This window comes from Bradyrhizobium valentinum (assembly GCF_001440405.1).
GTDB lineage: Bacteria > Pseudomonadota > Alphaproteobacteria > Rhizobiales > Xanthobacteraceae > Bradyrhizobium > Bradyrhizobium valentinum.
The window spans coordinates 78633-97084 of the sequence record NZ_LLXX01000175.1 but is presented as its reverse complement, the minus strand read 5'-3'; the positions used below and the strand labels follow the sequence as shown (position 1 = coordinate 97084).

The following is an 18452-nucleotide window of genomic DNA, read 5'->3' as shown; positions in this document are numbered from 1 at the left end:
ACAACCTCATTCTGGCACACTGATGCCGTAGGGGGCCGTCCACCCCATCAACCACCAGCGTCGATAGGTACGAAGGCAACTAGCCCCATCGTCTCACCGATAAGCCGCGGCGTATGGGTCCCTGCGTTCGCAGGGACGACGTACCGTATTGTCTTTGTCGCGCGATATCGCCAAACTCCGCGCAACGAAAACAAGACGATACGGGAGAGACATGTCCGCGCCAGAGCAACTGACTGATCTCGCCAACATGGTGCGCGAGCGTGCCAAAACGCGCGGTGACGCCATCGCCTATGAGTTCGAGGGACGCCAGACAAGTTTTTCCGAGTTCGACATCAAGACCAACCGCGTTGCGAATGCGCTGATTGCGATGGGCATCAAGCCGGGTGAGCGGATCGCCTATCTCGGCAAAAACAGCGACTTCTATTTCGAGCTCTTGATGGGCGCGATGAAGGCCAAGGTGGTGATGGCGCCGGTCAACTGGCGCCTGGCCGGCCCCGAGATCGCGTTCATCGTCAGCGACTGCAAGGCGCCGGTGCTGTTCGTCGGGCCCGAATTCATCACGCAGGTCCGCAACATCAAGTCGCAACTGCCTGATGTCCGGACGGTCATCACGACTGAAGGCGGCGCGCCGGAATGGCAGGATTTTATGGCTTGGCGCGATGCCGCCAACGCGAGCGATCCGAAGGATCCCGATCAGCCCGAAGGACATCGCGATCCAGCTTTATACGTCGGGCACCACGGGCAGAGGTCGAAAGCGCGATCTGCGACCATCCTGACGTGGCCGAAGCCGCCGTGATCGGTATTCCCGACGACAAATGGGGCGAAGCGGTGAAAGCGATCGTGGTGATGAAGCCGGGCAAGCAGGCAACTGCCACCGACATCATCAACTTCACCCGCGAACGCATCGCGGGATTCAAGACGCCGAAATCGGTGGACTTCATGGCAGCGCTGCCGCGCAATCCGTCGGGGAAGATTTTGCGGCGGAATTTGCGCGAACCGTATTGGGCGGGGAAGGACCGGCAGGTGAATTGATCTGTGATCTATCAACGATGTCGTCCCTGCGAACGCAGGGAGCCATACGCCGCGCCATTGCTGATACGAATGGTGCGAGTCATCTTCGCTTGACCGCTGTGGCTCAATCTGCGCCCTGTGGTTATGGGTCCCCCCGTTCGCGGGGACGACAACACGTTAAGGCGTAGCACCCCTCACTTCTTCACCCGCTCGCGCACCGCGCGGTGGCGGGCCTTGGTTTCGTCCGACCAGACTTCGGCGGGATCGTAGAATTCGGCGAACGCTTTTGCGCCCGGCGGCAACGTCACCCAGGGCTGCTTGGTCGACGTGAAGATGTGGACGTCAGGCGGGCACTGGGTCGGATCGTCCATGGTGCCGACGCGGACGAAGCGCACGGCAGGCCCGGAGCCCGGATAGTTGCTCCAGACCGCGACTTTGCAGACCGGGCAGCGCGCGATGCGCTGGCCCTTGCCGCTGGCCGACGGCGTATCGATGATCTCGGGCTCGGCGGCGATATGCTCGACCAGCTCCGCCTCATAGAGCGCGTTGAGGGCATGCACGGTGCCGGTCTCGCGCTGGCACCAGGTGCAGTGGCAGGCGTGCACGATCATCGGCCTGCCGTTCAGGCGATAGCGGATATTTCTGCACGTGCATCCACCTTCCATCTCCCGCTCTCCCTCTTTTTACTTGAGCATGATCCTTGGCCGAAAACCGGTGCCCACTTTGCGCTGACGCGGCCCTTCGGGTCGGAGATCATGCTCAGTGTTTGCCCGCACCCATATAGCCGAACAGGAATCCCGCCACCTTTCGCTTCTGGATTTCCTCGCTGCCCTCGGTGATGCGGTAGCGGCGGTGGTGGCGGTAGATGTGCTCGAACGGCTTGTGCCGCGAATAGCCCATGCCGCCATGCACCTGCATGGCGCGGTCGGCGGCCTCGCAGCACAGGCGGTTTGCCCAATAGTTACACATCGAGACCCGGTCTGACAGCGTATGTTCGACCTGGGCCTGGGTGAGTTGGTCCATTTCCCACGCGGTCTTGCGGATCAATAGACGCAACATCTCCGCCTGCGTCGCCAGTTCCACCAACGGCCATTGGATCGCCTGGTTCTCCGCCAGCGCCTTGCCGAACGGCTTTCGCTCGCGGGCGTATTTCACGCTTTCGTTGATGCAGTAGACGGCGGCCCCCAGCGAGCTCGCAGCCTGCCGGATCCGGTTCTCGTGCACAAAACATTGCGCCAGCGACAGGCCACGGCCGACCTCGCCGAACAGCGCATCCTCGGGCACGAAGACATCGGTGAAGCTGACGCGCGGATGGTCCGTCGGCATGTTGAAGGTCCACATGTACTCCTCGACCTTCACGCCTTCGCTTCCAGCCGGCACCAGGAAGCACGTGATGCCGCGCGCATCGCCGTCATTGCCGGACGTGCGCGCAAACAGCGCGCAGTGAGTCGCGACATGCATGCCGGTCGTCCACATCTTCTGGCCGTTGATGATCCAGCCCTTGACGTTGTCGCGAGTCGCCTGCACGGCCTTCGTTTCCATATGCGTCGCGTCGGAACCATGGTCCGGCTCGGTGAGGCCGAAGGTGATGCGAAACTTGCCCGTGATCGAGCCGTCGATCATCGCCTTCTGATCGTCGGTGCCGTAGCGGTCGAGCATGGTGACGATGGGCAGGTTGCCGACGATCGAATGCTCGTTCTGCAAATCGTTATGCAGGCCAAGCCCCTTTGAGGCAAAGTGCTCGCGGATGACGGCCATCCAGAGATTGGAACCGTCCTTGCCGCCGTAGCGCTTGGGGATCGCAAAGCGCAAATGGCCGGCGGCGTCGGCGAGGTTCTTCGCCTTGCGCAGCAGCGCTTCCCATTCGTGCCGCGGCAGGCCGCCGTTCTCGAAATCGGTGCGCGCCCATTCGCGGCGATGATCGAAGAAGCGGATGTTATCGTCGGCTTCCTCCAGCGGCTTGATCTCGCGCGCGATGAAGCGATCGAGCTCGTCGAGATAGCTAACGAGGTCGGCAGGCAGGTTGAAATCCAAGATGTTCACTCCCGGAATTGTCGTTTGTTTTGATTTGCGTTTAGGCGCTGCGAGAGCGCTCCTGCTCGGACGGATTTAGCTGAGAAGACCACGCCCAAGTCAAGCAACGGAATGGACCTTGGCACGCGCGGGGGCGTTGCGAAATTGGATGGTATCGGACGCCGGGCTGGCGCTATGATCGCGGCCAATATTCTTCGCCGCAGAAAATCCAAACGGGAGCAAATATGGACCTGAAATTCTCCAAGGTAACGCGCAAGGGACCGATCACGATCATCACGCTGTCGCGGCCCGAAGTGTACAATGCGTTGCATATCGACGCGCATTTCGAGCTCAACAAGGTGTTCGACAATTTCTCCGCCGATCCCGAGCAATGGGTCGCAATCGTCACCGGCGCCGGCGACAAGGCGTTCTGCGCCGGCAATGACCTGAAATGGCAGGCCGCGGGCGGCAAGCGCGGCTGGGACAAGGGCGGCTTCGCAGGCCTCACCTCGCGGTTCGACTGCGACAAGCCGATCATTGCCGCGGTCAACGGCGTCGCGATGGGCGGCGGCTTCGAGATCGCGCTGGCCTGCGACCTCATCATTGCGTCGGAGAACGCGACCTTTGCGCTGCCCGAGCCGCGCGTCGGCCTCGCAGCATTGGCCGGCGGCGTACACCGGCTGCCGCGGCAGATCGGACTGAAGCGCGCCATGGGCATGATCCTCACCGCGCGCCACGTCTCGGCCAAGGAGGGGCTTGAGCTTGGCTTCGTCAACGAGGTGGTTCCCGCCGGTGAAGCGCTAGCCGCCGCCGAGCGCTGGGCCGAGACGATCTGCAAGAATTCGCCGATGTCGATCCGCGCTTCCAAGCAGGCGATCCAGCGCGGGCTTGAAGTCTCACTGGAACAGGCGATCGCCGAGCAGCGGGAATATCCCGCAGTGAAGGCGATGGCGGCGTCGCAGGACTACATCGAGGGGCCGAAGGCGTTTGCCGAGAAGCGGCCGCCGAAGTGGCTGGGGCGGTGAGGCGCATGGCACCGCTCTTCCTCCGTCATTGCGAGCGCAGCGAAGCAATCCACGCCTCAACACGGGGATAGATGGATTGCTTCGTCGCTTGCGCTCTTCGCAATGACGAGGAGAGTTGACGCTAACCTTGTAGGATGGGTAGAGCGCAGCGAAACCCATCGTTCGGCCGTTGATGCATGATGGGTTTCGCTTCGCTCTACCCATCCTACGGTTTCCCCAACTCCCTCTTGTACGACGCGTAGTTCGGCTGGTCGACGGCGAGCTTGTCCAGAGTGGTCTGCCAGAGGTGCTCGGCCAAGCCCGGCGTCTGCAAGTCGACTTCGCCTCTGGCGATCTTCTCGCACAGCGCGCGATTCAACTCGATCAACGCGCCATCCATACCGAGCAACTGCTTCAGCCGCGCGGCCTCCGCTGCGTCGCTGCCCTGCTCCAGCGCCAGTTGCCGCGTCACCAGGTCGAGCGCGTTGATGCCGACGCGGAGCTTGAAGGCGTTGTGGCCCTTGATCTCGGCAGCGATCTCGTTGCGGAAGAAATCCGCGACCGCCTTGATCAGTTCGGTGGGGGTCGGTTCGTCTTGCATCCTACTTTCCCCGCGGAGCGAGTAGCCGTAGCAGATCGATCTCAGTCTCGGACGAGCGGCGACCGATCATGGCGCGCTCCATCGAATGATCGGGTCCGGAGCGGAAGCGCTGCATCATGCCACAGCACATGATGCCCCAGCGCAGCGTGCCCATTACTTCCCAAAACATCACGCGCGTGGGATCGACCTTGCGGCCGGCTTCCTCGTATCCCGCGAACAATTCCTCGCGCGTTCCAAAACCGCCGACCGGCTTGTCGATCTCGCCAAAGCGCCAGGAGTTGACGCAGATCCATCCCAAGTCCTCCATCGGATCGCCGAAATGCGCGAGCTCCCAGTCCAGCACCGCGCGCACGCCATCGGGCCCGATGATGAGGTTGCCGTGGCGGAAATCGCCATGCACCAGCGTCACCTCCTTCGACGGCCCGGGATCGCGCTCGCGCAGCCAGCGTAGCGCCAGCTCGAACACCGGACGCGGCCAATTGAAACTGCGGTATTCCCGCTCGAGGTCGGCGATTTCCTTCGTCGCGGTCATCTCGCGCAGCCTCAGTGACTTCCCAGCCGGCAGACCGTGAATGCCGGCGATCACGCGACCGAGCTGCCGCGCCAATATCGGCCGTGCCTTGGCGAACTGCTCGTCGCGCAAAATCTTGCGGGCGATGGTCTCGCCCTCGATCCGCTGCATGATGAAGCCGGCGCCGAGTTCATCCTCCGGCTTCAACACATGCATCACGCGCGGCGACGGCAGACCAGCGTCATGCGCGAGCTGCATCAACGTCGCCTCGGCATCGAGCCCGGCGGCCCGCCCCGGTGACGCGCCATAGCCCGGCGGCGCGCGGCGCAGGATCGCGCCGACATTGCCGCCCGGGTGGACTATGTCGAACGTCCAGGTCTCCTGGCTGGCGCCGCCGGAAAGTTTTGCGGCGCCGGTGACGCCGCTCGCTCCCGGATACCAGAAGGCGACGCAGCGTCCGAGTTGGTCCTCGATCATTTGCCCTTAAACTTGGCGGGACGCTTCTCAAGGAAGGCGGTGACGCCTTCCTTAAAATCTTCCGCCGCACCCGCGATGCGCTGCGATTCGAATTCGAGGTTGAGCTGTTCCTCGAAGGAATTTTCCGGGCTGTCCCAATAGAGCTTTCGGATCAGCGACAGCGCAATCGTCGGCCCATTGGCGAGGTCATGCGCGAGCTTCATCGCCTCCTCCATCAAGTCAGCATCGTCATAGACGCGGTTGACGAGACCCCACTCCAGCGCCTTCTCCGCTGGCAGTCGTTCGCCCATCAACGACAGTTCGACCGAGCGTGCCTTGCCGATCATGCGCGGCAGCAGCCAGGTCGAGCCGCAATCCGGCACCAGGCCGATGCGGCGGAACGCCTGCAGGAAATAGGACGAGCGCGCGCACAGGATCATGTCGCCCATCAATGCAAAGCTCATCCCGGCGCCGGCGGCCGGACCGTTGACCGCCGTCACAATTGGGCAATGCAGCCGACGCAGCCGCCGTAGGAAAGGATGAAAGCCGATTTCCAGCGATTGCCCGGCATTGCTCTTGCCGGCCTTCTGGTTGTTGCGGCCCTGCAGATTGGCGCCGGTGCAGAAGGCGCGCCCGGCGCCTGTGAGCACGAGGCAGCGCACCTCATCCCGCCTGTCGTCGACCGCGTCGAGCGCCTCGCCGAGACCGCCCAGCATGTCCATCGAGACCGCGTTCATGACCTCCTGGTGGTCGAGCCGGAGAATGGCGACCGCGCCGTCGAAATCGAGCGTGACGTGCTTGAATTGCATTGTTTCCTCATGACTTGCGTTTACGCGCTATTTCGCTGCGCGGAAGATCAGACGATGTCTCGACCCATATTTGATTTTCCGGGCGCGCTTGTCCATGCTTGCGCGAGAACATCTGCCCGCCACCGGGCGCACGGCTTAACGCGCACGACATCAAATGGGAACGCCCAATGAGCATCTTTGACCTGACGGGCCGCACGGCGGTGATCACCGGCGGCAATGGCGGCATCGGCCTTGGCATCGCGCAGGCCTTGAACGCGCAAGGCTGCAACGTCTCGATCTGGGGCCGCAATGGCGAGAAGAACAAGAACGCGGCGGCAACGATGTCGGCGGGCCCCGGCAAGGTCGACACCCAAATCTGCGACGTCTCCGATCCTGCTTCGGTGAAGGCCGCAATGCAGGCGACCCTCGACACGTTCGGCCGCGTCGACGGCTGCTTTGCCAATGCCGGCATCGGCGGCGGCGGACGGCGCGCCTTCATCGACCGCACCGAGGAGGAATGGCGGCGGATGTTCGCGACCAATCTCGACGGCGTCTTCCACGTGTTTCAGGTCGCCGCCCGCCACATGACCGAGCGCGCCGAGGCCGGCGACAAATTCGGCCGGCTGGTCGCAACCTCCAGCCTTGCATCGCTGTTCGGCACCGCCCGCAACGAGCACTACGCCGGCACCAAAGCGGCGCTGAACGCGCTGTGCCGCGCGCTTGCGGTCGAACTCGCGCGCCACGGCGTCACCGCGAACGCGATCCTGCCCGGCTGGATCAAGAGCGACATGACCGCCGGCATCGTGGCCAACGACAAATTCGTCGCCAACGTGATGCCGCGCATCCCGGTCCGCCGCTTCGGCGAGCCGAGCGACTTCGGCGGCATCGCGGTGTACATCATGAGCAAGGCGTCGTCGTATCATACGGCGGATTGTTTTGTGATCGATGGCGGGTATACGGCGTTTTGAGATTGGTCGTGGTGTATGCCGGTGGCCTCGTGGTTCGAGACGCGCGGCATTGCCGCGCTCCTCACCATGAGGGTCTCAGACCTCATCCTGAGGAGGCGCGCCAGCGCCGTCTCGAAGGATGCAGGCCCGCGCTCTCTCCACGTCATTGCGAGCGCAGCGAAGCAATCCATGCCGCCGCACGCGGAGAGATGGATTGCTTCGTCGCTAATGCTCGTCGCAATGACGGAGTGAAGCGCTACTACGGACAGATGGTGGGCACGGCGCGAATGCGCCTTTGCCCACCCTACGCGACTTCCCGATAGTTTATCCCCACGGTCCGCGCGAGGCCGAGGGGCGGCCCCACGGGCTGCGGCGGGGATAGTTGCCGCGGGTGCTCGCGGAAAGCGTTCCGCCATGCGCGCCCATCTCCGCCGCGAGCTGCTGCAACGCGGCGATGCGGTTCTCCGTGGACGGGTGCGTTGTGAACAGATTATCCATACCCTGGCCCGACAGCGGATTGATGATGAACATGTGCGCTGTCGCCGGATTGCGCTCCGCTTCCGGGTTCGGGACCACATGTGCGGCATTGGCGATTTTGGCGAGCGCCGACGCAAGCCACGTCGGCTGACCGCAGATGCGCGCGCCGAGATCGTCGGCGGCATATTCGCGGGTACGGCTGATCGCCATCTGCACCAGCATGGCGCCGAGCGGCGCCAGGATCATCATGGCGATCGAGCCGATGATGCCGGGGCCGTTGTTGTCGCGGTTGCCGCCAAAGAACATGCCGAACTGCGCCAGCATCGAGATCGCGCCGGCGATCGTCGCGGTGATGGTCATCAGCAGCGTGTCATGGTTCCTGATGTGCGCGAGCTCATGCGCGATCACGCCGGCGAGCTCCTCGCGGCTGAGCGACTGCATGAGGCCCGTCGTCACAGCGACCGCCGCGTTCTGCGGATTGCGGCCGGTGGCGAACGCGTTGGGCTGCGCCTCGTCCATCACGAACACGCGCGGCATCGGCAGACCGGCGCGGCCGGCCAGCTCGGCCACCAGATTGAAAAGGTCGGGCGCGGTGCTCTGATCGACCTCATGGGCGCCGTACATTGACAGCACCATGCGGTCCGAATTCCAGTAGGCGAACAGGTTGGTCGCAGCGGCGACCACGAGCGCGATCACGGCACCGGTGGCGCCGCCGATCAGATAGCCGACGCCCATGAAGAGGCCGGTGAGACCGGCCAACAGAATGGCAGTCTTCAAATAGCTCATTGTCGTCTCCTTGCCGCCTGCGGCGGATGCGCCGTGGCTGGCCTCCCAAAAGGTAGGAACTCCTCCGGCGGCGCTGCAAGGTGCCCGCGGTGCGTCGAGGCGCCGCGCTCGGGCGTGGAAACCAGTCTTCCGGGCCGGATTACCGAAACGTAATCTGACGGCCCCGGGTGCTCCCGGACCCGCCAGCCCGCTCGCCAGCTTGTGCAACGCCAATGGCGGCGTCTACATTGCACGGCAACGAGCACCGCGCGGGGTTGTTCCGCCACGCGAAAAACAATGGCGGGTGCTCGTCCGAAAACCTGGGAGGAATTGAAGAAATGTTTTCGCACGTGATGATCGGCACCAACGACCTCGAAAAGGCCAAGGCATTCTACGACGCGCTGCTCGGCACGCTCGGCGTCCGGCCGGCCAAGGTCGACGGTCACCGCATTTTCTACTTCACCAAGACCGGCGTGTTCGGGGTAACCAAGCCGATCAACGGAAAGCCCGCGACGCCCGCGAACGGCGGCACCATCGGTTTTGCGGCTGAATCACCCGAGCAGGCCGACGCATGGCACGCTGCCGGCATCGCCAACGGCGGCACCACGTGCGAAAATCCGCCGGGCATTCGCGAGGGCTCTGCGGGCAAACTCTATCTCGCTTACTTGCGCGATCTCGACGGCAACAAGATCTGCGCGATGCACAGGATGCCAGCGTAGATGTACCAGACCTCATCCTGAGGAGCGGCGTCTTCGCCGCGTCTCGAAGGATGCAGGCCCGCCTGTGGCCTCATGGTTCTCCCGGCGATGCGAAGCATCGTCCGGAGACGGTGCAAAAGCGCCTCCTCATCATGAGGGACATGCAGCGCACTTGCCATAAGGCGGAAAATCGCGGCGCCTCGCCCGCGCTTGTACAAGCCCCTTCCCCACGTCTACATTGCCGGCCAACGAGCCGAGTGCGCGCCCCGCAGCGACGATCTGCGCAAATGGGAGGAAATAATCCATGAAACACGCCTACATCCCGCGAACGACGACCTACAACCTCAATCCGGGCGAAGAACTCAACGATTTGCGCATGTCGGACGAGGTCCGTCCGCTCTACGAGCACGTCAAGAAATTCATCCGCGAGACGGTCGACCCGATGTCGGTCGAGTTCATGCGGCTTGGCGAAGGCAAGAAGGACCGCTGGAGTTTTACGCCGGAGCAACTCGCGGTGCTGCAGAAGGCCAAGGACAAGGCCAAGGAAGAAGGCCTGTGGAATTTCTTCCTGCCTGACCACGAGACCGGCCAAGGTCTGAAGAATTTGGATTACGCCTATATCGCGGTCGAGCTTGCAAAGAATCCGCTCGCCTCCGAGACCATGAACTGCTCGGCGCCGGATACCGGCAACATGGAAGTGCTGGAGCGCGTCGGCACCAAGGAGCAGAAGGAGAAGTGGCTGAAGCCGCTGCTCGCTGGCGAGATCCGCTCGGCTTACGCGATGACCGAACCCAATGTGGCCTCCTCCGACGCCAAGAACATCTCGACCACGGCAAAACTCGTCGGCGACGAATGGGTGATCAACGGCGAAAAATATTACATCTCGGGCGCCGGCGATCCGCGCTGCAAGATCATGATCGTGATGGTGAAGACCAATCCCGACGCGCCGCCGAGCAAGCAGCAGTCGCAGATCCTGGTGCCAACAGACACGCCCGGCGTCGAGATTCTGGGCCCGATGCACGTGTTCGGCCATGACCATGCGCCGCGCGGCCATATGCATTTGCGCTTCAACAATTGCCGGGTGCCGAAGGAGAACATCCTGCTCGGCGAAGGTCGCGGCTTCGAAATCTCGCAGGTCCGCCTCGGGCCCGGCCGCATCCATCACTGCATGCGCACCATCGGCAAGGCGGAAAAGGCGCTCGACCTGATGGTGTCGCGCGGGCTGACGCGCGAAGCCTTCGGCAAGAAGATCGCCCATCTCGGCGGCAATTTGCAGATCATCGCGCAGGCGCGCTGCGAGATCGAGGCAATGCGGCTGATGGTGCTCAAGGCCGCGAAGGCGATGGACGTGCTCGGCAACAAGGAAGCGCGGATCTGGGTGAGCATGGTGAAGGCGATGGTGCCGGAGCGCGCCTGCAAGATCATCGATCAGGCGATCCAGATGCACGGCGCCACCGGCATCTCGCAATGGAGCCCGCTCGGCGAGATGTATCAGGATGTCCGGCACCTGCGCTTCGCCGACGGTCCGGACGAGGTGCACTGGATGGTGGTCGGAAGGCATGAGCTGAGCATGCCGTAGCCTATTCCCCCTCTCCCCGTTCTTCACGGGGAGAGGGTCGGGGGTGAGGGGCTGCTTCCGCAAATACAGCAGGCAGCGAGTTCGCGGAGAGTCCCCCTCACCCGCCGCGCTCAGGCGCGCAAGAGCGCTGCCGAGCGCGTCGACCTCTCCCCGCAAGCGGGGCGAGGCAAGAACCTCCGCCGAAGCAGTCGCAGGGTAGGCAAAGGCGCGCAAGCGCCATGCCTCACCACCACTTGTACCCGCGCAAAATGGTGGGCACGCTGCGCTTTGCCCACCCTACGCGGAGCCCGTTACATGCAATACGACCCCAGCGACCTCAAACCCCGCGAGCGCTACAAGGTGCTCACATCCTTCGTGCTGCCGCGGCCGATCGCGTGGGTGACGTCGATCGGTCCGACCGGCGTGGTCAACGCCGCGCCGTTCAGTTTCTTCAACGTGTTCTGCGAGGATCCGCCGCTCTGCATGTTCGCCGCCAATCTGCGACCCGACGGCCGCGTCAAGGATACCGTAATCAACATCCGCCGTACCGGCGAGTTCGTGGTCAACATGACCGACGAGCCGCTGGCGCGCGCGATGCACGAGAGCAGCGGCGATTTCCCGCCCGATATCGGCGAGCCGGATTACCTCGATCTCAAGCTGGCGCCTTCGACGAAAATCGCCGCGCCGCGGCTGGCGGATGCACCGTTTTCGATGGAGTGCAAAACCTGGAAGGAGATCGACGTCAACGGCGACCGCCTTCTGGTGATGGGCGAAGGCATCCACTTCCACATCCGCGACGAATTGTGGGACCGTGCCGCGATGCGCGTGCACATGGATCGCTATCACCCGGTCGGCCGCATGTTCGCCGATCGCTATTGCCGGACCGACGACCGCGTGGTGTTTCCGCCGGCCGAGGGGGCGAAGACGGCGGTTTAACGTAGGATGGGTGGAGCGCAGCGATACCCATCAATAGTGGCTATGGCGCTGATGGGTATCGCGGAGCCTGTCATCGGGCGCGCGTTCGCGCGACCCGTTGGCTCCACCCATCCTACGGACTATGGCGTCGGCCTATGCGCGCGCAAGAAAGACCGGATCTGGCGCACCGCGAGCGGCACCCTCTCCTTCGGCTCCTTCCACGGAAACAGGCTGACTTCCGCGTTCGGCGCCAGCATTGCGCTCTCCATCGCAACTGCGTAAGGATGCGCGGGGATATCGTCGGGCAGGATCAAGACCGGCGTCTGGCATTGCCGCACGAAATCGCGCGTTACGGTGAAGACGAAATCCGGATCGGTGCGGTACATCCGCGTCAGGAATTTCTCGGCCTGCTCCATCGTGATGTCGGGTCGGCGTTTTGTCAGCTCCGGCGCCCAGCCCTTCATGTTGTTGTCGTAGAACAGATCGCGCATTTCGGGACGCGAGCCTGACGGCATCGCCAGCACAGCAGCGACAACGCGATCCGGCGCACGCTTGATCAGATTCCAGATCAGGGGCCCGCCGATGCAGAAGCCCAGGACCATGAACTAATCGAAGCCGAGGTGATCCATCAGCGCCAATTGGTCGTCGGTGTGGGAATCCCAGGGGCGATTGATTTCGAGCGGGCCGGTGGATCGGCCGGGCGGTGCATTGCGCAGGTCGTAGGCGATGCAGCGGTACTCGTCGCCGAACTCCTTGATGGCGTTGAAGGGCGGATAATCGCCGGTGATGCCCGTGATGTTCGAGTTCAATCCGCCGCCGGCGATCAGAAGCAGCGGGAAGCCGGAGCCGGCCTCTTCATAATGGATACGAACGGCGCCCTTTTCGAAAAAGCTCATGGCGTTCCCCTCGCCTCACGCCTTCGCAGGCTCGCCGATCTTGTCCTGCGTCTTCGTATCGAAATCGGACGCGTCATGCCGCTCGTGCAACTGGCTCGCCGGATCGCCCGAGATGCGGTTGACCATGCGGCCGCGCTTCACCGCCGGGCGTTTTGCAATCGCGTCGGTCCAGCGCTGCACGTTCTTGTATTCGTGCACCGACAGGAATTCTCCGGCGCCGTAGACTAGGCCCTTGGCCAGCGCGCCGTACCACGGCCAAGTGGCCATGTCGGCGATCGTGTACTCGTGGCCTGCGAGATATTCATTGTCGGCGAGGTGCCGGTCGAGCACGTCGAGTTGACGCTTCACCTCCATGGCGTAGCGGTCGATGGCGTATTCGATCTTGGTCGGCGCATAGGCGTAGAAATGGCCAAAGCCGCCGCCGAGAAACGGCGCACTGCCCATCTGCCAGAACAGCCATGACAGGCATTCGGCCCGCGCCGCACCACCGGCCGGCAGGAACGCCCCGAATTTTTCGGCCAGATGCATCAGGATCGCGCCGGACTCGAACACCCGGATCGGCTCAGGGCCGCTGCGATCCATCAGCGCGGGAATTTTCGAGTTCGGATTGACAGCAACAAAGCCGCTGCCGAATTGGTTGCCGTCGATCTTGATCAGCCAGGCGTCGTATTCCGCGCCGCTGTGGCCGGCGGCCAGCAGCTCCTCGAACATCACGGTGACCTTGACGCCGTTCGGTGTCGCCAGCGAATAGAGCTGAAACGGATGGCGGCCGACCGGCAACTCGGCCTCATGTGTGGGGCCTGCGATCGGACGATTGATCTTGGCGAACTGGCCGCCGCTCTCCTTGTTCCAGGTCCAGACTTTTGGCGGAGTGTATCCGGCGGGATCGTTAACGGGGGCGTCGGTCATTCGGGTTGGCTCCAGGCTCCTTCGAGGCGTCTCGCGATTGCGTGGTCTATCGCGCGGCGGCGGGCGCAATCCATGTAAGGTTTCGTATCAGCACTGCAACTAAACAAAAAGCGCGCAAAAGTCAGGGGAGGAATGCGTCATGCCACCCCTGCCCCGATTGCAAGAGGCAGATGTCCTCGGAGCAATGCTGCTGTGGCTGGTGTAGTCGAGATCGGCCATAATGGATATGTCGCTACAATAGAGGCCATCCAAATGCTCCCATCACAGCGCGCCTTGTTCGAGATACCGCGCCAGATTTGCTACCTGAACGCCGCCTCCTACAGCCCGCTGCCGCTTCGAACGCTGGAGGCCGGCCGCGCCGCGGTTCTCCGCAAGGGCACGCCGTGGACGCTCAGCGCCTCCTTCGCCAACCAGCAGCATGAACGCGCGCGCCTTGCTGCTGCCCGGCTGATCAATGCCGAGGCCGCCGATATCGCCCTGATTCCCTCGGTCAGTTACGGCGTTGCGACCGCCGCGAAGACACTGCCGATCGCCCGCGGCACGCGCGTGATCGTGCTGGAGAACGATCATTCCTCGCCGGTGCTCGAATGGCACACGCGGGCCGAGGCGGAGGGGTTCACCGTAGAGACGGTTCGGCAGCCTGACGATGGCGACTGGACGTCGGCGGTGCTTGCCGCGATCGAACGATCCGGCGCATCGCCGGTCAGCCTGGCCTCGGTCTCATCGGTGCACTGGTCGGACGGTGGCTTGATCGACGTCGACAAGGTCGGCGCGGCGCTGCGACAGCGGGGCGCCGCCTTCCTTGTCGACGCGACGCACAGCGTTGGCGTGCTGACGACCGACGTGAAGCGTCTCGACCCGGATTTTGTGATATTCCCGACCTATAAATGGCTGCTCGGCCCTTACGGGCGCGCCTTTCTCTATGTTGCAAAGCGCCATCAAGGCGGCATCCCGCTTGAGCAGACCGCGTCCGGCCGCCGCAACGTGCGCGCCGAGAACGCGGTCTATTTCACCGATCTCAGTTACGTTGGCGATGCGCGGCGCTTCGACATGGGCGAGCGCGATCATTTCATCTCGATGGAGATGGCTTCGATCGGCATGGAGATGATGGCTGATTGGGGCGCGCCGGCGATTGTGCAACGTCTCACGATGCTGACGGAGCGGATCGCGCAAGCCGTGCGCGGCATCGGCGTCCGCGTTCCCGAACCTCGTCTGCGGGCGCCGCATGTATTGAGCCTCGCCTTCGAGGGCGGAATGCCGGCCGGCCTCGTCGAAGGATTGGCTAGTGAAGGGGTCTATGTCGCACCGCGCCTCGGGCGCATGCGCATCTCGCCCCACGTTTATAATGACGAGGCCGATGTCGATCGGTTTGTTGAGGTTTTGACGCGGCGGCTACGGGGCTTGTAGGGTGGGCAAAGGCGCACCTGCGCCGCGTTGCCTACCCTACATGTCAGTTAGACCTCATCCTGAGGAGCCGCGCAGCGGCGTCTCGAAGGATGAATGGCACCAGCGGGGCCTCGTGGTTCTCCCGGCGATGCGTAGCATCGTCCGGAGACGGCGCGAAGCCTGTCATCGGGCCGCGCTACGCGCGGACCCGTTGGCGCCTCCTCACCATGAGGGGTAAGCGATACTTACGACGCCGCCACCTTCCGCGGCGCCTCCGCCCGCTCCATCACAAATCCCTCATAACCCTTGGCCGCAACTTCGTTGCAGATCTGACGGTAGGGGCCGACGCCGCCGATATAGGGCATGAAAATCCTGGGCTTGCCGGGGACGTTGGCACCCATGTACCAGGAATTGGCCTGCGGGTAGAGCGTGGTGTAGGCGACCTCATTGACATGGGCGACCCATTTGTCTTCGGCGTCGCTATCCGCCTCCATAGTTTCGAGGCCGTGCTCGCGCATATAGGCCATGCAGTCGGTGGTCCAGTCGACATGCTGCTCGATCGAGACGATCATGTTCGACAGCACCGAGGGACTGCCGGGGCCGGTGATGACGAAGAGATTGGGAAATCCGGCGCTCATCAGGCCGAGATAGGTGCGCGGACCCGCCGCCCATTTCTGGTTCAGCGTCTGGCCGCCGCGGCCGCTTATATCGATCTTCGCCACCGATCCCGTCATGGCGTCGAAGCCGGTCGCCAGCACCAGCGCGTCGACCCCGTAGCCCTTCGCACCGACGCGCACCGCGTTATCGGTGATCTCCTCGATCGGATTGGACCTGATGTCGACCAGCGCCACGTTCGGACGGTTGAAGGTCGCGAAATAATCGGTGTCGATACAGATACGCTTGGAGCCGATCGGATGGTTGTCCGGCTGCAACAGTTTTGCAGTTTCCGGGTCCCTGACGATCTCGGCGATTTTTTCGCGGACGAAATTCGCGGCGGTGTCGTTGGCAGCCTTGTCGAGTGCGAGGTTGTTGTAGACCGACATGAAAGTAAGCCCGCCGCGATTCCAGCGCGCCTCGTATTTGGCACGGCGCTCGTTGTCGCCGTCGTCGAGCGCGCCGCGGTCGGGCATTTCGGTGTAAATACCGTTCTTCGCCACCTCGCGCGCGAAGCGCCTGATCTCGGGATAGTTATCGCGGAATTTCTGCCGCTCCGCTTCGCTCAGCACGGCGTTGCGCGCAGGGATCGAGAAATTCGCGGTGCGCTGAAACACCGTCAGATGGCTCGCCTGTTCGGCGATCACCGGCACCGACTGGATTGCGGAGGATCCGGTGCCGATCACGCCGACGCGCTGGCCAGTGAAATCGACTTCTTCATGCGGCCAGTGGCCGGTGTGGTAGACCTTGCCCTTGAATTGATCGAGACCCTTGATGTCGGGCATTCGCGCGTTCGACAGACAGCCGGTGGCGAGCACGACAAACTTTGCGGTGACCGTCTTGCCGTCTGAGGTCGTGACGGACCACAGGGAGGTGGTCTCGTCGAACATCGCGCTGTCGACGCGGGTGTTGAACTGGATGTCGGGCCGCAGATTGAAGCGGTCGGCGACGTGATTGGCGTATTTCAAAATCTCCGGCTGCGGCGCGTAGCGCTCGCTCCAGTCCCATTCCTGCTGCAGCTCGTCGGAGAACGAATAGGAGTATTGCATGCTCTCGACGTCGCAGCGCGCGCCGGGATAGCGGTTCCAGTACCACGTGCCGCCGACGCCACTGCCCTGCTCGTAGACCCGCGCCGTCATCCCCTGCCCGCGCAAGCGGTGCAGCATGTACATGCCGGCAAAACCTGCGCCGACCACGACCACGTCGTAGGTCTCGGGCGATTTGGCGGAAACGGAAGACGTGGCGGACATAAAGGCTCCCTGAAAAATTCTTTTGGTTGATTGGCAGCATTCTCTCGATAACGCCAAAGCGCAAGACGCAAATCGGCGGCCGTGCTCTGCATATTTTGCGAGATGGAATTGCAAGCCCCTCATGGTGAGGAGGCGCGAAGCGCCGTCTCGAACCATGAGGCCCCGTCTGTGGCCTTCATCCTTCGAGACGCCTGCTGCGCAGGCTCCTCGGGATGAGGAACTAACACCGCTTGGCATGCAAGCCTCCAATGGGCTAGCGTCTCGCGGAAAGCCGAGCAGCATCCAAGTGCTGCCGCCGGGAGGACAAAGCCATGAAATCGCCGATCTGCGACATGCTGGGCATCGAGTTTCCGCTGCTCGCCTTCAGCCATTGCCGCGACGTCGTTGCGGCCGTCAGCCGCGCCGGTGGCTTTGGCGTTCTGGGCGCGACCGCGCACTCGCCTGAAACCATCGAGCAGGAATTGAAATGGATCGACGATCACACCGACGGCAAGCCGTACGGGCTCGACGTGCTGATCCCCGAGAACATTTCGACTGCGGGTGAAAAGGACGTGACGTGGAAAAGCCTGGAGGCGCGGATCTCGCCGCAGCACCGCGACTTCACCCGCAACCTCCTGAAGAAATACGGCGTCGAGCTGACGACGACCAACGTTGCCGACAACCAGCCGCAGCCGTTCGACGCGCAGCGCGCGCTCGAGGTGCTCGAGGTTTCGTTTCGCCATCCGATCAAGTTGATCGCCAATGCGCTCGGCGTGCCGCCGAAGGCGATGATTGACATCGGCAAGAAACATAATGTTCCGGTCGCGGCGCTGGTCGGCGCCAAGGAACATGCGCTGCGACAGGTCGCGGCCGGCGTCGACATTCTGGTGGTGCAAGGCACCGAGGCCGGCGGCCATTGCGGGGAAGTCTCGACCATGGTGCTGGTGCCCGAGGTGATCAAGGCGATCAAGCCAATCCGTGACGTGCCGGTGCTGGCCGCCGGCGGCATCATGACCGGGCGGCAGATGGCGGCCTGCATGGCGATGGGCGCCGCCGGCGCCTGGACCGGATCGGTGTGGCTGGCGACGGTGGAATCCGAAACCACCGAGATCTTCCGCGAGAAGATGATCGCAGCTTCCTCGCGCGACGCGGTGCGCTCCAAGGGCCGTACCGGCAAGCCCGCGCGGCAATTGCGCTCGGTGTGGACGGATGCGTGGGACCGCGGACCTGACAGCCCCGGTGCGTTGCCGATGCCGCTGCAAAGCATCATCAGCCGCGACGCCTTCAACTCGATCGACCGCGCGGCCGCCGCCGGCAATGTGCAGGCGCGCGACCTCGTGACGTATTTTGTCGGCCAGGGCGTCGGCCTGATCGACAGCGTGAAATCGGCCGGCGCCGTGGTGCAGGAGTTCAAGGAGGATTTTGCCGATGCGGTGGAGCATATGAATATGCTGATGGAGGAGTGAGAGTTAGTCCCTCATGGTGACGAGGCGCGAAGCGCCGTCTCGAACCATGAGGCCCGCGGCCCATCCTTCGAGACGCCGCTTCGCGGCTCCTCAGGATGACGGAGTGCCCGTAGCCGTCACCCTGAGGTGCCGTAGCGCAGCGAAGGCCTCGAAGGGCGACGGCGTGTC

Annotated in this window: 17 protein-coding genes and 1 pseudogene; 8 read left to right on the top strand and 10 right to left on the bottom strand. The window is 63.3% G+C overall.

Annotated elements, in window-relative coordinates:
* The first annotated feature begins 211 nt into the window (after positions 1-211).
* Positions 212-1032 (top strand): annotated as a pseudogene (locus CP49_RS31880) (AMP-binding protein).
* Between the two features lie 173 nt (positions 1033-1205).
* On the opposite strand, the gene CP49_RS31870 reads toward CP49_RS31880, so the two are convergent.
* Together CP49_RS31870 and CP49_RS31865 are read right to left on the bottom strand one after the other, a co-directional pair.
* Positions 1206-1676, bottom strand: a complete 471-nt coding sequence (locus tag CP49_RS31870) for a GFA family protein (protein ID WP_057854089.1) — start codon at positions 1674-1676, stop codon at positions 1206-1208.
* A gap of 94 nt (positions 1677-1770) precedes the next feature.
* The gene (locus CP49_RS31865) at positions 1771-3045 is read right to left on the bottom strand and encodes an acyl-CoA dehydrogenase family protein (protein WP_057854099.1); all 1275 of its coding nucleotides are present in this window, start codon (positions 3043-3045) and stop codon (positions 1771-1773) included.
* Between the two features lie 224 nt (positions 3046-3269).
* On the opposite strand from CP49_RS31865, the gene CP49_RS31860 reads away from it, so the two are divergent.
* A complete protein-coding gene (locus CP49_RS31860; RefSeq protein WP_057854088.1) occupies positions 3270-4049 on the top strand; it encodes an enoyl-CoA hydratase-related protein in 780 nt (259 codons plus the stop codon).
* A 205-nt stretch (positions 4050-4254) separates the two neighbouring features.
* On the opposite strand, the gene CP49_RS31855 is transcribed toward CP49_RS31860, so the two are convergent.
* The 3 genes from CP49_RS31855 to CP49_RS31845 are packed head-to-tail and all read right to left on the bottom strand — an operon-like array spanning position 4255 to position 6405.
* Positions 4255-4629, bottom strand: coding sequence for a DUF6285 domain-containing protein (locus tag CP49_RS31855; RefSeq protein WP_057854087.1), 375 nt, complete (start codon positions 4627-4629; stop codon positions 4255-4257).
* Position 4630: 1 nt separating this feature from the next.
* Positions 4631-5617: a phosphotransferase family protein gene (locus tag CP49_RS31850; RefSeq protein WP_057854086.1), complete on the bottom strand. Its 987-nt coding sequence runs from the start codon at positions 5615-5617 to the stop codon at positions 4631-4633.
* Entirely contained in the window at positions 5614-6405 is a 792-nt protein-coding gene (locus CP49_RS31845; protein ID WP_057854085.1) for an enoyl-CoA hydratase/isomerase, read from the bottom strand. The genes CP49_RS31850 and CP49_RS31845 overlap by 4 nt, the downstream gene beginning before the upstream one ends.
* A gap of 167 nt (positions 6406-6572) precedes the next feature.
* On the opposite strand from CP49_RS31845, the gene CP49_RS31840 reads away from it, so the two are divergent.
* The gene (locus tag CP49_RS31840) at positions 6573-7352 is read left to right on the top strand and encodes an SDR family NAD(P)-dependent oxidoreductase (RefSeq protein WP_057854084.1); all 780 of its coding nucleotides are present in this window, start codon (positions 6573-6575) and stop codon (positions 7350-7352) included.
* Between the two features lie 303 nt (positions 7353-7655).
* Here the strand turns inward: CP49_RS31840 and htpX are convergent, their stop codons facing one another.
* Positions 7656-8594, bottom strand: coding sequence for a zinc metalloprotease HtpX (htpX, locus tag CP49_RS31830; protein WP_057854082.1), 939 nt, complete (start codon positions 8592-8594; stop codon positions 7656-7658).
* 317 nt (positions 8595-8911) lie between these two features.
* On the opposite strand from htpX, the gene CP49_RS31825 reads away from it, so the two are divergent.
* From CP49_RS31825 to CP49_RS31815, 3 genes are all read left to right on the top strand, one after another.
* Complete coding sequence (locus CP49_RS31825) at positions 8912-9292, top strand: VOC family protein (protein WP_057854081.1); 381 nt, start codon at positions 8912-8914, stop codon at positions 9290-9292.
* 283 nt (positions 9293-9575) lie between these two features.
* The gene (locus CP49_RS31820) at positions 9576-10850 is read left to right on the top strand and encodes an acyl-CoA dehydrogenase family protein (protein ID WP_057854080.1); all 1275 of its coding nucleotides are present in this window, start codon (positions 9576-9578) and stop codon (positions 10848-10850) included.
* Positions 10851-11144: 294 nt separating this feature from the next.
* On the top strand, positions 11145-11765 hold the full coding sequence (locus tag CP49_RS31815; protein ID WP_057854079.1) for a flavin reductase family protein: 621 nt from the start codon (positions 11145-11147) through the stop codon (positions 11763-11765).
* Positions 11766-11884: 119 nt separating this feature from the next.
* Here CP49_RS31815 and CP49_RS31810 read toward each other — a convergent pair whose 3' ends face one another.
* Genes CP49_RS31810 through yghU form a run of 3 tightly spaced genes read right to left on the bottom strand, consistent with a single transcriptional unit; the run spans position 11885 to position 13549 of the window.
* Entirely contained in the window at positions 11885-12346 is a 462-nt protein-coding gene (locus CP49_RS31810; RefSeq protein WP_057854078.1) for an alpha/beta fold hydrolase, read from the bottom strand.
* Positions 12347-12349: 3 nt separating this feature from the next.
* Positions 12350-12640 carry an alpha/beta fold hydrolase gene (locus CP49_RS31805; protein WP_057854077.1) on the bottom strand — a complete coding sequence of 97 codons (291 nt, stop codon included), beginning with the start codon at positions 12638-12640 and terminating at the stop codon, positions 12350-12352.
* Between the two features lie 15 nt (positions 12641-12655).
* A complete protein-coding gene (gene yghU, locus CP49_RS31800; RefSeq protein WP_057854076.1) occupies positions 12656-13549 on the bottom strand; it encodes a glutathione-dependent disulfide-bond oxidoreductase in 894 nt (297 codons plus the stop codon).
* A 252-nt stretch (positions 13550-13801) separates the two neighbouring features.
* Between yghU and CP49_RS31795 the strand changes: the two genes are divergently transcribed.
* Complete coding sequence (locus CP49_RS31795) at positions 13802-14956, top strand: aminotransferase class V-fold PLP-dependent enzyme (RefSeq protein WP_057854075.1); 1155 nt, start codon at positions 13802-13804, stop codon at positions 14954-14956.
* Between the two features lie 224 nt (positions 14957-15180).
* Here CP49_RS31795 and CP49_RS31790 read toward each other — a convergent pair whose 3' ends face one another.
* A complete protein-coding gene (locus CP49_RS31790; RefSeq protein ID WP_057854074.1) occupies positions 15181-16839 on the bottom strand; it encodes a flavin-containing monooxygenase in 1659 nt (552 codons plus the stop codon).
* 311 nt (positions 16840-17150) lie between these two features.
* Here CP49_RS31790 and CP49_RS31785 point away from each other — a divergent pair, with 311 nt between their 5' ends.
* On the top strand, positions 17151-18284 hold the full coding sequence (locus CP49_RS31785) for a nitronate monooxygenase (protein ID WP_057854073.1): 1134 nt from the start codon (positions 17151-17153) through the stop codon (positions 18282-18284).
* Positions 18285-18452: the final 168 nt, after the last annotated feature.

Excerpts from the sequence above, each read along its gene's own strand:
- CP49_RS31825 (WP_057854081.1), top strand. The coding sequence starts at position 8,912 with ATGTTTTCGCACGTGATGATCGGCACCAACGACCTCGAAAAGGCCAAG.
- CP49_RS31845 (WP_057854085.1), bottom strand. The coding sequence starts at position 6,405 with ATGCAATTCAAGCACGTCACGCTCGATTTCGACGGCGCGGTCGCCATT.
- CP49_RS31805 (WP_057854077.1), bottom strand. The coding sequence starts at position 12,640 with ATGAGCTTTTTCGAAAAGGGCGCCGTTCGTATCCATTATGAAGAGGCC.
- CP49_RS31815 (WP_057854079.1), top strand. The coding sequence starts at position 11,145 with ATGCAATACGACCCCAGCGACCTCAAACCCCGCGAGCGCTACAAGGTG.
- CP49_RS31785 (WP_057854073.1), top strand. The coding sequence starts at position 17,151 with ATGAAATCGCCGATCTGCGACATGCTGGGCATCGAGTTTCCGCTGCTC.
- CP49_RS31850 (WP_057854086.1), bottom strand. The coding sequence starts at position 5,617 with ATGATCGAGGACCAACTCGGACGCTGCGTCGCCTTCTGGTATCCGGGA.
- CP49_RS31810 (WP_057854078.1), bottom strand. The coding sequence starts at position 12,346 with ATGGTCCTGGGCTTCTGCATCGGCGGGCCCCTGATCTGGAATCTGATC.
- yghU (WP_057854076.1), bottom strand. The coding sequence starts at position 13,549 with ATGACCGACGCCCCCGTTAACGATCCCGCCGGATACACTCCGCCAAAA.
- CP49_RS31870 (WP_057854089.1), bottom strand. The coding sequence starts at position 1,676 with ATGGAAGGTGGATGCACGTGCAGAAATATCCGCTATCGCCTGAACGGC.
- CP49_RS31855 (WP_057854087.1), bottom strand. The coding sequence starts at position 4,629 with ATGCAAGACGAACCGACCCCCACCGAACTGATCAAGGCGGTCGCGGAT.
- CP49_RS31840 (WP_057854084.1), top strand. The coding sequence starts at position 6,573 with ATGAGCATCTTTGACCTGACGGGCCGCACGGCGGTGATCACCGGCGGC.
- htpX (WP_057854082.1), bottom strand. The coding sequence starts at position 8,594 with ATGAGCTATTTGAAGACTGCCATTCTGTTGGCCGGTCTCACCGGCCTC.
- CP49_RS31860 (WP_057854088.1), top strand. The coding sequence starts at position 3,270 with ATGGACCTGAAATTCTCCAAGGTAACGCGCAAGGGACCGATCACGATC.
- CP49_RS31790 (WP_057854074.1), bottom strand. The coding sequence starts at position 16,839 with ATGTCCGCCACGTCTTCCGTTTCCGCCAAATCGCCCGAGACCTACGAC.
- CP49_RS31795 (WP_057854075.1), top strand. The coding sequence starts at position 13,802 with ATGCTCCCATCACAGCGCGCCTTGTTCGAGATACCGCGCCAGATTTGC.
- CP49_RS31820 (WP_057854080.1), top strand. The coding sequence starts at position 9,576 with ATGAAACACGCCTACATCCCGCGAACGACGACCTACAACCTCAATCCG.